The following is a 13270-nucleotide window of genomic DNA, read 5'->3' on the forward strand; positions in this document are numbered from 1 at the left end:
AATGCGGATATGAGCGATAACCCAACACCACAGGCCGTCATTTTCGACGTGGGTAATGTATTGATCGAATGGGATCCCGACCGATTTTACGACGGTGCCATCGGCGAGGACCGCCGGCGCGCCATGTTCGAGGCGTTGGACCTGCATGCGATGAACGAGCGTATCGACCTCGGCGCACATTTCACCGACACGGTCTATGCCGAGGCTGAGAAATACCCCGACTGGCGGGCGGAAATCCGGATGTGGCACGATCGGTGGATCGAAATGGCCTCACCCGTGATCGACCATTCCGTCAGGTTGATGAAGGCACTGCAGGACAAGGGGGTGCCGGTGTTTTCGCTGACGAATTTCGGCGTGGAAAGCTATGATTTGGCAGCAACGCATTACCCATTCCTGCGCGCGTTTGACCGCGATTTCATCTCGGGCCATATGCGCATGATCAAGCCTGATCCTGCGATTTATGCGCAGGTTGAGGCGACCGCAGGCATCAAGGGCGACGCGCTGCTGTTTACGGATGATCGCGATGACAATATCGCCGCCGCACAGGGTTTTGGCTGGCAAACCCATCTGTTTGAAGGGCCGCAAGGCTGGGCCGACCGGCTGGTGGCATCCGGGCTCCTGACCCGCGCAGAAGCCGCATGAGCCCCATTCCCATCATACCCTTTTCTGAAGGCGAGGCAGTGCTGGACTGGATCGGTCTAACGGATGCCTTGGCCGCAGGCCACCTTTTGCCCAAGGCTGAAATTGCCGACACGTTTTTGTACCGCGATCCGGATACGCTGCTGAACCGCGCGGCGTGGATCGACGGTCTGGGCCTTGCGGTAAAATCCGCCACGATCTTTCCGGGCAACACGGCGCAGGGGCTGTCGAGCGTCAATGGCGGCGTCACGCTCTATTGTGACAGGACCGGCACGCTGGAGGCGATTGTCGATTTCCACCTCGTGACCAAATGGAAAACCGCCGGAGACAGCCTGTTGGCGGCGCGCCGTCTGGCACGGGCCGACAGCCGCACCATTCTGATCGTGGGCGCAGGCACACAGGCGCGTGCACTGCACAGCGCCTATTCGGCGCTGTTCCCGCACGCGCAGTTTACCGTCTGGAACCGCACAGCGCAGAATGCAGAGCAGCTTGCCCGCGAGATCCCCGGCATTGCCATCGCTGAGGATCTGGAAACAGCCGTCAGGGCCGCAGATATCGTCACGGCGGCGACCATGACGACCACGCCGCTGATCCATGGCGCATGGCTACAACCGGGTCAGCACATTGATCTGATCGGGGCCTATCGTCCCGATATGCGCGAGGTTGACGATGACGCCCTGCAGCGGACCCGCGTTTTTGTCGACAGCCTTGATACGACCGTCGATCACATTGGCGAGTTGAAAATTCCGATTGCGGCAGGCGCGTTCAGCGCCGATCAGATCGTAGCGGATTATTATGCGCCGGAATCGTTCAAACGCCAAGGCGACGATGAAATCACCCTGTTCAAGAATGGCGGTGGCGCGCATCTGGACCTCATGACCAGCCGCTTTATTCTGGAGCGCTGGCAGGCGCAGTCCGCATGATCTGGGCGCTGCTGCTACTGGCGGGCATTGCGGCAGCACCCTTTGTGATCGAGGCCCTGCGCCGCCCCATGAACGCCGCCGCGCGCAAATCGGCCCCCGGCGCGTTTGTTGATCTGTCGCAAGGGGTCACGCATTATCAATGGTCCGGCCCGGCAGAGGGCCCTGTCATCGTCTGCATCCACGGGCTGACAACGCCGAGCTTTGTCTGGCAGGCTCTGCGCCCTGCGCTTGAGCGGCGGGGGTTTCGTATCCTGTCCTATGACCTATACGGGCGCGGCTACTCCGACCGGCCCAAAGGCGTGCAGAACCCGGCATTTTTCCTGCAACAGCTGAACGACCTGCTGGCCAGCCAAGACGTGCGAACGGATGTAACCGTGGTCGGCTATTCGATGGGCGGGACGATTGCGACCCTTTTTGCGGCGGATCGACCGCAGGATATCCGACAGATGGTCCTGTTGGCCCCTGCCGGGATGCGCCCGGTCGGATCGGGCCTGTTCAAAGCGGCGGTGCAAAACGCCGTTCTGGGACGCTGGGTCATGCTGGCCCTTTACCCGTCGATCCTGCGCAAGGGCCTGCGCGCAGAGGCGCATGTGCCATCCAGCGTACCGGGGATCAACGCGCTGCAGCACGCCGAATTGACGTGGCGCGGCTTTGTCCCGGCGGTCCACTCCAGCCTGCTTGGTATGCTGAGCGATGGCCTTGCGGCGGAACATGCCTCACTGGCGCAGCGGAAGGTTCCGGTCATGGCGATCTGGGGTGCAGCGGATGATGTGATCCCCTTGGCCGCCAAGGATCAGCTTGCTGAATGGAACCCAAACGCGCAACAACAGGTGATCCCGGACGCGGGCCATGGGCTGACCTATACCCATTGCGATGAAATTGACGCCCTGCTTGCGCCTTTTCTTGCAAAGGATGCCTAAACGGTCTGCAACCCTTCCAGCCGCCGTTCGCGGATCGGCAGATGGATGATTGCGCTGAAGGCCCCGACGGCCAGACCGATCCACCACACCAGCGTATAATCCCCGTAGACATCATACATGCGCCCACCCAGCCAGATGCCCAGAAAGCCCCCCAACTGGTGGCTCAGGAACACGATACCATAAAGCGTGCCCATATAGCGCAGCCCGTAGATATGCGCGATCAGCCCCGAGGTCAGCGGAATGGTGGCCAACCACAATGACCCCATGGCGAGCGAGAAAAGAATGACGCTCGTCGGTGTAATCGGGAACATGATGAACAGCGCCCCGACAACCGTTCGCGCCGTATAAATTCCAGCCAGCAGGTATTTCTTGGAATAGTATTTGCCGGCCCACCCGGCCAGCAACGTCCCCGCGATATTGGCAAGGCCGATGAGGGAAATCGCCACCGCCCCCAATGCAGAGGTCGTGCTGATCCCCATATTGTCGAGCATCCCACCCGGCATGATCGGGCCACACAACTCGGTAACAAAGGCGGGCAAATGCGCCGTGATGAACCCCAGCTGATACCCGCAGGAAAAGAAGCCGAGGTAGATGAAGGTAAAAGACGGGTCCCGAAAGGCCTTGCCAAGGATCTCCTTGAGGCTTTCTTCAAGGTCGGTTTTTGTGGCCATGGCCGGTGCGCGCATCATCGGAAGCGTCAAAAGAATGGCGAGGATCGCAATCGCAAAAACCACGAAAGTCGCCTGCCACGACATGAATGAAAGCAGCCATTCCGCGATGGGCGGTCCGAATATCTGCCCACCGCTGCCCGCCGCAGAGACAATCGCCAGCGACATGGACCGGTTTTCGGCAGAGGACGCACGCCCCACGACCGCAAGGATCACGCCAAACCCGGTGCCCGCAATCCCGAAACCAAGGAGCCACGCATAAAGCTGATGTTCGATCGGCGTGCTGGCCCCTGCCGACAGCAAAAGCCCCAGCGCGTAAATGACCGCACCGAGCACGATCGACTTTCTGTCACCGATCTTTTCCGCCAGCGCACCGAAAAGCGGCTGGCCGATCCCCCAGGCGAGGTTCTGGATCGCTATCGCAAGGGAAAATTCGGCCCGCAGCCACCCGAATTCGTCCGCAATTGGAATCTGGAACACGCCAAAGGTCGACCGGATCGCAAAGCTGACGATGATGATCGCGCAGCCAACAATCAAAACCGGCGTGAAAAGTGGGGCGGATTTGGGCAAAATGTGATCCTTGATGTGTGGGCACACTACGATCTCGGATCGAAACGTCAATTCAGGAGTTTTTATGCCCGCCGCACAATCCTTGATATGTGCCGCCTCTTTTCTCGCGCAGCCACAGTCGCTATTGGGGATTATGACCAGCCTGTCGCAACACTACATGAGCCTCACGCAGGACGGCACGCTCATCGCCGATCCGGCGCAGATTGCGGCTTTGCCCGAGTTCGAGCGCGTGCATGACGCCCTGTTGCAGCCCGTCAAAAAAGGGCTGTTCCGCAAGGTACCGGAACCGCCAAAGGGTGTCTATTTCTGGGGGGGCGTGGGACGCGGAAAATCCATGTTGATGGATCTGTTCGTGGAGCACCTTGACGGCATTCCAGCGCGCCGCGTGCATTTTCATGCCTTCATGCAGGAGATACATGCCGCCATGCATGAGGTGCGCAAATCCGGCGTCGAAGACGCGATCAGCCCAGTTGCCGCCGATGTCGCCGCCTCTGTGCGATTGCTCGCCTTTGATGAAATGCAGATCAGCGATATTACCGATGCGATGATCGTCGGACGTCTGTTTGAGGCGCTGTTCAACGCGGGCGTTGTGGTTATCACCACATCCAACCGGCACCCGGATGAGCTTTATAAGAACGGGTTGAACCGCGATCTTTTCCTGCCGTTCATCGCCCTGATCAAAGAGCGCATGGTCATTCATGAACTGGTCAGCCCGACCGATTACCGACAGGACCGGCTCGGGGGGCAACAGGTCTATTTCACCCCGGTCAATTCTGACGCACGCAAGGCCATGGATGCGGTTTGGGACGATCTGGCCGGGGGGGCGGGCACGCCGCTTGTCCTCAAGGTCAAAGGGCGGGATGTCGAAATTCCAGCCTTCCGCAACAGCGTAGCGCGCGCCGGGTTTCACGACCTGTGCGGCAAGCCATTGGGGCCTGCCGATTACCTGACGCTGGCCGAAGCTGTCAAAGTGCTGATGATCGACGGCATCCCCACTTTGTCCCGTTCGAACTTCAATGAGGCGAAGCGGTTCGTGACGCTGATTGATGCGCTTTACGAGGCCAAGGTGCGCCTGATCTGCTCGGCAGCGGCGAAACCGGAAATGCTATATGTCGAGGGCGAGGGCACGTTTGAGTTCGAACGCACGGCCTCAAGACTGCGCGAGATGCAGGGGAGCGACTGGGGGCAATAGCGCCCCTAACCGTTCTCGCGCAAGATCGCCCCGGCAAGATAGAGCGAGCCGCAAATCAACACCCGCGCCTGTGGCGTGGTTGCGACGATTTTTGCCAGCGCTGCCCCCACATCATCCGCCACATCCGCCGAAAACCCCACATTGCGGGCCGCTTCGGCGGTGGCCTCGGCGGGTAAGGTGCTGGCTTCACCCGGGATCGACACGGCAGTCAGATCCTGCGTCACAGCGGCCAGCGGGCGCAGATACCCGTCGATATCCTTGGTGTTCAACATCCCGCAAATCAGATGCGTTGGCCGCTCGGGCAGGCTGTGCAGATGCGCGGCCAGTGCTTCACCGGCAGCGGGGTTATGCCCCCCATCCAGCCAGAGTTCCGCCTGCGGTGCGGCATCCGTCAGAGGCCCGGTTTTCAGGCGCTGCATACGGGCGGGCCAGAAGGCGGTTGTGACCGCAGCTTCGGCGACGTGTTCGTCAAACCCGAGATAGCGCAGAGCGGTCAGTGCCGCGCCCGCGTTCATAATCTGATGCGCGCCGGGCAGGTTGGGCATCGGTAAATCCAGCAAGCCGGCATCATCCTGATAGCTGATCCGATCGCGATCAGGCCCCACGTGCCACTGCTGCCCATAGGCCAGCAGCGGCGCTGCGTGACGTTGTGCGACCTCTTCGATAACCTCCATGCCATCATCGGCCTGACGTGACACGATGCAGGGCACGCCCGGTTTGATGATGCCCGCCTTTTCAAAAGCAATCTTGCGCAGCGTATCCCCAAGAAACTGCTCGTGGTCCATGGAGACCGGCGTGATCATGGTCAGCACCGGGTCATCCACCACATTCGTCGCATCCAGCCGCCCGCCCAGACCAACCTCAAGCAGCGTAAAATCGGCGGGTGTGCGCGAAAACGCCAGCAGGGCGGCACAGGTTGTGATTTCGAAATAGGTGATGTCGCCACCCCCGTTCGCGGCGTAGCATTCATCGAGCACTGCCGTGAGGTCTGCTTCGGAAATCAAATCCCCCGCCACACGGATGCGTTCGTGAAAGCGCGCCAGATGCGGGCTGGTATAGGCGTGCACGGATTTGCCCGCAGCCTCCAGCCCGGCACGGATCATCGCCTGTGTCGAACCCTTGCCGTTCGTGCCTGCGATATGGATCACCGGCGGTAGGTTGCGTTGCGGATTGCCCAGCGCATCCAGCAGCCGCCACACACGGTCGAGCGTCAGGTCGATCACCTTGGGGTGCAACGCCATCATCCGCTCAAGAATGACGTCGGACGATGTGCTGTTCATTTTTCGGCAGTATCCACAGGTGTTTCGGTCGCATCTTGTGTTGGCGCAGCATCGTCCGGTTGCGGCGCTGGTAGATCCCCGCGCACAGCCGGCGGCAGGCCGAGCAACATGCGCGTGATCGTGATCAATTCATCCCGCATCTTTGTGCGATGCGTCACGCGGTCCAGCATGCCATGATCCAGCAGGTATTCCGCGCGCTGGAACCCCTCGGGCAGCTTTTCACGGATTGTCTGTTCGATCACACGTGGCCCGGCAAAACAAATCAGCGCATTGGGTTCGGCAATATGCACATCGCCCAGCATCGCATAGCTGGCCGTGACACCGCCCGTGGTCGGATGGGTCAATACAACGATATAGGGCAAGCCCGCTTCCTTGAGCATCTGCACCGCGACCGTCGTGCGCGGCATCTGCATCAGCGACAGGATACCTTCCTGCATGCGCGCACCACCGGCGGCGGAAAACAGGATCAACGGGCGCTTGAGCCGGACCGCTTCCTGTGCGGCGGCAATGATGGCATTGCCCACATACATGCCCATCGACCCGGCCATGAAGGAAAAATCCTGCGCGGCGGCAACAATCGGCGTGCGGCCGATTTCCCCGCAGCCCACCAGCATCGCCTCGACCTCTGATGTTTCTTTCTGGGCCGCTTTCAGACGATCCGGATACTTTTTCTGATCCCGAAAACCAAGCGGATCAGCGGTAGGCGGCGTGACATCGACTTCCGTGAAAATACCGCCATCGAACAACGCGGTCAACCGATCGCGGGCGGTGATGTTCATGTGGTGATCGCAGTTGGTGCAGACATTTAGATTGTCCGACACTTCACGATGAAACAGCATCGTGCCGCATTCCGGGCATTTGGTCCAAAGGTTGTCCGGTGTTTCCCTGCGCGAAAAAATCGAGTTGATCCGCGGGCGGACGTAATTGGTGATCCAGTTCATAATGACGCCCCTGTGGCCTTGTTCAGCTTTAGATAATCGCCCGCGCAGGAAAGTGCAATCAGCGCCGGATCGCCAATCGGGCCGCCAGCCATGTGACCACCATCATCGCAAATTCCACCGGCAGCCAAGCGCGCAATTCCTCGGTATCCGTCAGCGCAAAAGGGCTGAGGTACAGCGATAGACCAGACAGGCTGTCAGGCATGGAGACAAAAAGGATCGCCACGACATTATTGACGAAATGCACAGCGATGGCAGGTGCCAGCGTCCCTGCACGCGCCGTCAGGTCCGCCATGAGAACGCCGAAAATCACCGACCAGACCATGATGATGTCGGCGTTTTCCCCGGCCTCTTCCGGCATGTAATGGCCCAGACCAAAGAGTACGGATGGCACCAACAGCCAGGTCAGCGGCGATTTGAAACGTGCGGCCAGTTGTTGCTGCAGATACCCGCGAAACAGGATTTCCTCGGCACTGACCTGCACCATGATCGCCACAAGCGCAAAGGGGAGCACGACAAGCCACGCCCCGACAGTGACATTGGGCACCAAAGGCGCCCCCATATCCCAGGGCGGCAGCGCGAACACCGCCGCATTCAGGATCACGAGCATCAGCAAAACCGCGACAAACTGGCTGCGAAACGCGGCGGCGTCTCCGAATACGGCGGTGATGCCGCGGTTATGCGCGACCTTCAGGGCAACCATGACCGCCACCGCCAGCAAACCGAACGACAGCAGCAGAAACACAACCGACAGCTGCGACATGCGGCCATCCTGACCCGTCAAAGCCCCATAGGTTTCAGAGCCAAGCAGCGTAAAAAGCGACTGATGCAAAAACTGATTGGCCAACAGGAAAACACCTGCGATCAGGATCACGCCAATGATCAGCCGCCAAACCTGCGCCTTGGGCCGCGCCGGTGCAACCAGCGCCTCATGCGCGCGGTATGCTCTGAACAGGGACATGCGCGTCCTCTATTCCATCGCTTTTGATGGCTGCGGGGCAGCGCGCCCTGCAGCGCGCTGCTCTTCGGCCACTTCGCGAATGCTCACACCCGACGCACGCAACACTTCCGCAGCCCCGGACAAATGGCTTGCCACCGTTTTCAAAAGGCTCATCAGCACATCGGGGTCATCCCCGATCACGGCGCGAAACTACTCTGCGCCGATCCGCAGGAACTGGCTGTCTGTCTGCGCGATCAGATCAAGCTGGCGCGGCTCATCCAGAATAATCGCAAGATCCCCGATCAAGCGTCCCGGTTCGACTGCCGTGACATCCTGGCGGGTCCCGTTGTTGTCGACATAGCTCATCATCGCAGTGCCGGAGAGACACAGATACACCGCATCCGCCCGCTCCCCCATCGAGAATATCCGCTTGCCCTTGGGCGCATCATACCACTGTGCCGCAAAGGCCAGCAGCCGCTGGCTGCGCGCCTCAAGGTCAGCAAAAAGCTCTGTGCGCGAGATCACCCGGATCTTGCGCCGCAGATCATCCGAGCCCGAGGCATCATCCTCGACCTCTTCCACGTCATCTTCGCCATCAATCCGGCCATTCTTGATTTCGATGTGCAGATCATAGGCTTGCGGGTTTTCGAAATTATCCTCAAGGAAAATCATGGTCGTCTTGGGCAGCAACTCCTGCAGGCGCGCGCGGGTGCGCTGGCGTGACGCCGCATCATGGCTGGCCAGAACCGTGTCGAGGATCAGAACATCGGGCCGTTTGATGCCCGCTCTGCTGAAGGCTGCGCGTTCCTGAAAGATATTCGCCATATTGGCCCCACCGAGACCCGTCGGCACATCAAGAACCGTCTCTGCGACAAGCCGTTTCAGACCTTTTTCCGCGAGCACGTCGGCGACGATATCCTCGATCAATTCACCCTGAACCCCGGCGATACCCGCAACCCGCCCATAAAGCACGTTTTCCATCAGCGTCATGCGCGGCAGGTAATTCTCGGGCGCGACGGGAACGAACAGGTCCTTCAGCCGGTTGCGGATTTCCTCGCTTTTGGTTTTGCGGATTTCAACGATTTCCTTTTTGAAACTTTCGGGAAAGCCGGGGCCAATCTGCTCTGCGGTGAAGGCGAAAGGCACCGTCAGCAACAGCGCGAATTCATCTTCGCTGATCGCCTGATCGCCCCTGTCCTTACGGCGCATGGCAATATCCACCAGCTTTTCATAAAGCTCTTCTTCGATGCCCAATGCGGTAAACAAGGGGTGGCTGGTGCCATCCATGCCAAAGGTCTGGTGCAGCGTTTCGATCAGCGTCTGGGAAATGGCGATCCCCTGCTCTGCGAGGCCAATCTCTGTGAACAGCCGCAAAAAGTTGGCTTCCGACGCGAGGCTCTCCTGCGTGATGTGCCTTCTGGGTGCAGCAAACATCAGGTTACCGCCCAGCGGGATGGAAGGGTTGAACTCATCCGGATCAAAACGATTGACCATGGACGCAAGCCCCCGTTCCTGCAAGCGCACCTGCACCTCGTCGCGCAAATCCACCAGTTGCTGTGCCAGTTGCGGATGTTTTTCAGGGTCCATACGCGCATCGAGCATGCGGCGGAACATGATGTCATCCGTGCCCATCGCCTCGACGAGGTGGAACCACCATCCGCGTATCTCATCGGCAGTATTCAGGCCGGCAAGCTGCGGGTCCAGCCAGTCCGCTTTGGTGCTGTCGGGGCTGTTGCCGGCGCGTTGCGCCTCGATAGCCGCTTTGTCTTTGTGTTTCGGGTCCCAAAGGACGGTCTTGGGACTGGTCTTCAGCGGCATGAACAGATTGTCACCCAAGGTGCCATTAAACAGGTAGGGGCGCGAATGGGCATACCCGATACGCGCTGCGACAACCGCCTGATGCAGGTCGTTCAGACGCCGGCCCGCAATGGTGATATCGCCGCGCGTCGGGATGACCTCCCGCGTCAAAAGTTCGGCAAAGGCGATGCGCTCGGACTGGTTGGTGGATTTCACCGCGACGCGCGCACCTGCCGGAATTTCAAGGTTGATGTTTTCCAGCACCGCATTGCCATCTGCGTTACGCACGGTCACATTCTTCATCGAAATCGCGCCATCCAGACGGGGCATGTCATCCGGTTCGCCCTCGAAAAGGCTTTCCTCGATCATGCCCTTGGGCGCAAAACGCTCCACCACGATTTCCCAGCGCAAGGACATGTCCTGCACCTGATTATAATAAGTCAGCAGTTCCTTCCACGGCGAGCTGAGGTCCTTGTAGGCGGCCAGCGCCGCCACCAGCGCGCCGACGGTGATGTCACCGCGAATGGCCAGAAGCCCCCCGACCGAATAGAAAAAGAACGGCGTCAGTTGCGTGATGAAGTTGTTGAGAAACTTCATGAAGAACTTTTTCTGGTAGATCTGAAAGCGGATGTCGAACAGGCGACCGAGCCGGTCGGTGAACCCTGCCAGACGGAAACGCCAGCCCCCGTTGGTTCGCAAATCCGTCACACCGGCAGCGGTTTCGCCGATTTCCGCCGCGAACTGGCGCACCTCGACTATCCGCTTTTTGTTCAGTTGATTGATCTGCCGTTGCAGCATGGGGATCAACCATGCCTGCAGCGGGATCAGCGCGATTCCGGCAAGGCCGAACCAGACACTTTGCGCAAAAAGGAATGCCACGATGATCAGCATCTGCCCGGCCTGAAAGACCGGCTGCGCGACGGCATCCCCCATCAACCCGCCCATCGGCTCGGCCTCGGAGGTGACCATCGACACAAGCTCCCCCTGCGAGGTCGATCGGAAATAGGCGCGCGGAAAGCGCATCATGCGGCCCACCAGCTGATAGCGGAACCGGCGCAACAGCCGCTCGGCAAGCACACCTTTCATGGTGTTCAGCCGCATCTTGAGCAAGCCATGGACCAGCACCGACAGCAGGTAGAGCCCGCACAGGATCATCAGGAATTCGGTTTGCGAAACTTCGATTCCATCCCAGATTTCAACGATCGAAGACGTCGCCCCGATCGCATCGTTGATGATCCGCTTGGGCAGTTCCAGCGTGGCGTAAAGAAACGGGAACGTGAATATGGTGAAAAACAACAGAACAATCTGCTGTCGTCTGGAATACTTCCAGATGAATGAGAAAATCGAGGGTTCCATAAACCGGCTTTCGTCATAGGCCTGAGGACAGGCCGACTGGACCCGCAGGGCGACGGCAGTGATTGCCTCTGCCTGAGGTGCAACTTAGGTCTGCGGGCAGATCAATACAAGGACGCATCTGCGCGCTGCCGATACGCTTGAGCCTTGCGGCCCGCAGGGCGGTTGGCTATGCCTGACAGAGGTTTTTGTTACGGAGAAACACCATGTCCAGCCAGCGCTTTGATAAATCCAAGCTGCCCAGCCGCCATGTGACCGAGGGACCCTCACGGGCGCCGCATCGGTCCTACTATTACGCGATGGGCATGACGGAGGAAGAAATCCATCAACCGCTTGTTGGCGTGGCCACTTGCTGGAACGAGGCCGCCCCCTGCAACATCGCGCTGAACCGCCAGGCGCAATCGGTCAAGATGGGCGTGAAACGCGAAAGCGGCACGCCACGTGAATTCACCACCATCACCGTCACCGACGGCATCGCGATGGGCCACGAGGGCATGCGGTCGTCACTGGCGTCACGCGAGGCAATTGCCGATACGGTGGAACTGACCATGCGCGGGCATTGCTATGACGCACTTGTGGGGCTGGCGGGCTGCGACAAATCCCTGCCGGGCATGATGATGGCGATGATCCGTCTGAATGTGCCATCGGTTTTCCTTTATGGCGGGTCAATCCTGCCGGGACGTGCGCCCAAGGGGGCGTCGGTGCCTGCCGAATACGCCGACCGCGACCTGACCGTTCAGGACATGTTCGAAGCTGTTGGGCATCAACAGAACGGCACCCTGAGCGAGGCAGAACTCGAAGTGCTCGAACGCGTCGCCTGCCCTTCTGCCGGGGCTTGTGGCGGGCAGTTTACCGCCAACACCATGGCCTGTGTATCCGAGGCCATCGGTCTGGCGTTGCCCAATTCCGCCGGGGCACCTGCGCCGTACGAATCCCGCGACGCCTATGCCGAAGCCTCGGGTGCGGCGGTCATGAACCTGATCGAAAAGAACATCCGTGCGCGCGACATCTGCACGCGGGAGGCCTTCGAGAATGCCGCGCGCATCGTCGCTTGTACGGGCGGGTCGACCAACGCCGGTCTGCACCTGCCTGCCATGGCGCATGAAGCGGGCATCGATTTCTTCCTCGAAGACGTCTGCGAGATCTTCCGCGACACGCCCTATTTCGTCGATCTGAAACCGGGCGGGCAGTATGTCGCCAAGGACATGTACGAAGCCGGCGGCGTGCCCGTGGTAATGAAAGAGCTGCGCAAGGCAGGCCTGTTGCACGAGGACTGCATGACCGTCACCGGCTATTCCATCGGCGAGGAACTGGACAAGGTCAGCCTTGAGGCGGATGGCCGAGTTGTCTATCCGATTGAAACACCGCTGTCGAAAACCGGTGGCGTCGTCGGCCTCAAGGGCAACCTTGCCCCCGAAGGAGCCATCGTGAAAATCGCCGGAATGGAGCCGCAGCATTTGCTGTTCACCGGCCCTGCGCGAATCTTTGAGTGTGAGCAGGACGCGTTTGAAGCCGTCCAGAACCGCACCTACAAAGAGGGCGATGTCTTTGTCATCCGCAACGAGGGCCCTGCTGGCGGCCCCGGCATGCGCGAGATGCTGGCAACGACGGCGGCGCTTTCGGGTCAGGGCATGGGCAAGAAAGTCGCGCTGATCACGGATGGACGTTTCTCGGGGGCGACACGCGGGTTCTGCGTCGGCCATGTGGGTCCCGAGGCCGCGCACGGAGGCCCCATCGCCTTGCTCAAGGATGGCGATATGATCACGCTTAACGCGATCGAGGGGACCATCACCGTCGATGTGTCCGACGAGGAGATGGCCGAGCGTAAAGCCAATTGGAAAGGGGCGCGTCCAACGATCTATGGTGCTGGTGCCTTGTGGAAATACGCGCAACTTGTGGGGCCAACCTATCTCGGGGCCGTGACCCATCCGGGCGGTAAAGACGAAGGCCACGCGTACATGGAACTGTAAAGCACTTTGCCTGTGATCTCGATCACAGGTGGCTGCCTTTCGCTTCGGGCGCGCGTCTTGCGATACGAATGCCCAGGATA

General features: G+C 59.9%; 11 protein-coding genes. 5 read left to right on the top strand and 6 right to left on the bottom strand.

All coding sequences use genetic code 11. From position 1 onward, the window contains the following. Nucleotides 1–9 precede the first annotated feature (9 nt). From RD1_RS01505 to RD1_RS01515, 3 genes are read left to right on the top strand one after another with little or no spacing between them, the layout of a single operon-like run. Nucleotides 10–642, top strand: a complete 633-nt coding sequence (locus RD1_RS01505; RefSeq protein WP_011566668.1) for an HAD-IA family hydrolase — start codon at nucleotides 10–12, stop codon at nucleotides 640–642. After that, nucleotides 639–1562, top strand: a complete 924-nt coding sequence (locus tag RD1_RS01510) for an ornithine cyclodeaminase family protein (protein WP_011566669.1) — start codon at nucleotides 639–641, stop codon at nucleotides 1560–1562. Before RD1_RS01505 ends, RD1_RS01510 begins: the two co-directional genes overlap by 4 nt. After that, nucleotides 1559–2482: an alpha/beta fold hydrolase gene (locus RD1_RS01515; RefSeq protein WP_011566670.1), complete on the top strand. Its 924-nt coding sequence runs from the start codon at nucleotides 1559–1561 to the stop codon at nucleotides 2480–2482. The genes RD1_RS01510 and RD1_RS01515 overlap by 4 nt, the downstream gene beginning before the upstream one ends. On the opposite strand, the gene RD1_RS01520 is transcribed toward RD1_RS01515, so the two are convergent. Beyond that, nucleotides 2479–3720, bottom strand: coding sequence for an MFS transporter (locus tag RD1_RS01520; RefSeq protein ID WP_044033303.1), 1242 nt, complete (start codon nucleotides 3718–3720; stop codon nucleotides 2479–2481). The genes RD1_RS01515 and RD1_RS01520 overlap by 4 nt on opposite strands. Before the next feature lie 133 nt (nucleotides 3721–3853). Between RD1_RS01520 and zapE the strand changes: the two genes are divergently transcribed. Beyond that, nucleotides 3854–4912 carry a cell division protein ZapE gene (zapE, locus tag RD1_RS01525; protein ID WP_044032877.1) on the top strand — a complete coding sequence of 353 codons (1059 nt, stop codon included), beginning with the start codon at nucleotides 3854–3856 and terminating at the stop codon, nucleotides 4910–4912. Between the two features lie 5 nt (nucleotides 4913–4917). On the opposite strand, the gene RD1_RS01530 is transcribed toward zapE, so the two are convergent. Genes RD1_RS01530 through RD1_RS01545 form a run of 5 tightly spaced genes read right to left on the bottom strand, consistent with a single transcriptional unit; the run spans nucleotide 4918 to nucleotide 11223 of the window. Then, nucleotides 4918–6192: a bifunctional folylpolyglutamate synthase/dihydrofolate synthase gene (locus tag RD1_RS01530; RefSeq protein ID WP_011566673.1), complete on the bottom strand. Its 1275-nt coding sequence runs from the start codon at nucleotides 6190–6192 to the stop codon at nucleotides 4918–4920. After that, entirely contained in the window at nucleotides 6189–7133 is a 945-nt protein-coding gene (accD, locus tag RD1_RS01535) for an acetyl-CoA carboxylase, carboxyltransferase subunit beta (protein ID WP_011566674.1), read from the bottom strand. The genes RD1_RS01530 and accD overlap by 4 nt, the downstream gene beginning before the upstream one ends. Nucleotides 7134–7191: 58 nt before the next feature. Next, nucleotides 7192–8091 (bottom strand): CPBP family intramembrane glutamic endopeptidase, encoded by a 900-nt coding sequence (locus RD1_RS01540; RefSeq protein WP_011566675.1) that lies wholly within the window; start codon nucleotides 8089–8091, stop codon nucleotides 7192–7194. 9 nt (nucleotides 8092–8100) lie between these two features. Next, nucleotides 8101–8271, bottom strand: a complete 171-nt coding sequence (locus RD1_RS21425; protein WP_011566676.1) for a hypothetical protein — start codon at nucleotides 8269–8271, stop codon at nucleotides 8101–8103. A 9-nt stretch (nucleotides 8272–8280) separates the two neighbouring features. Next, a complete protein-coding gene (locus tag RD1_RS01545) occupies nucleotides 8281–11223 on the bottom strand; it encodes an ABC transporter transmembrane domain-containing protein (RefSeq protein ID WP_011566677.1) in 2943 nt (980 codons plus the stop codon). A gap of 203 nt (nucleotides 11224–11426) precedes the next feature. Between RD1_RS01545 and ilvD the strand changes: the two genes are divergently transcribed. Further along, a complete protein-coding gene (ilvD, locus tag RD1_RS01550; protein WP_011566678.1) occupies nucleotides 11427–13190 on the top strand; it encodes a dihydroxy-acid dehydratase in 1764 nt (587 codons plus the stop codon). Nucleotides 13191–13270 lie beyond the last annotated feature (80 nt).

It is taken from the genome of Roseobacter denitrificans OCh 114 (genome assembly GCF_000014045.1).
Lineage (GTDB): Bacteria > Pseudomonadota > Alphaproteobacteria > Rhodobacterales > Rhodobacteraceae > Roseobacter > Roseobacter denitrificans.

Coding starts and splice junctions, on each gene's coding strand:
- RD1_RS01505 (WP_011566668.1), top strand. CDS start 10: ATGAGCGATAACCCAACACCACAGGCCGTCATTTTCGACGTGGGTAAT.
- RD1_RS01510 (WP_011566669.1), top strand. CDS start 639: ATGAGCCCCATTCCCATCATACCCTTTTCTGAAGGCGAGGCAGTGCTG.
- RD1_RS01515 (WP_011566670.1), top strand. CDS start 1,559: ATGATCTGGGCGCTGCTGCTACTGGCGGGCATTGCGGCAGCACCCTTT.
- zapE (WP_044032877.1), top strand. CDS start 3,854: ATGACCAGCCTGTCGCAACACTACATGAGCCTCACGCAGGACGGCACG.
- RD1_RS01530 (WP_011566673.1), bottom strand. CDS start 6,192: ATGAACAGCACATCGTCCGACGTCATTCTTGAGCGGATGATGGCGTTG.
- accD (WP_011566674.1), bottom strand. CDS start 7,133: ATGAACTGGATCACCAATTACGTCCGCCCGCGGATCAACTCGATTTTT.
- RD1_RS01540 (WP_011566675.1), bottom strand. CDS start 8,091: ATGTCCCTGTTCAGAGCATACCGCGCGCATGAGGCGCTGGTTGCACCG.
- RD1_RS01545 (WP_011566677.1), bottom strand. CDS start 11,223: ATGGAACCCTCGATTTTCTCATTCATCTGGAAGTATTCCAGACGACAG.
- ilvD (WP_011566678.1), top strand. CDS start 11,427: ATGTCCAGCCAGCGCTTTGATAAATCCAAGCTGCCCAGCCGCCATGTG.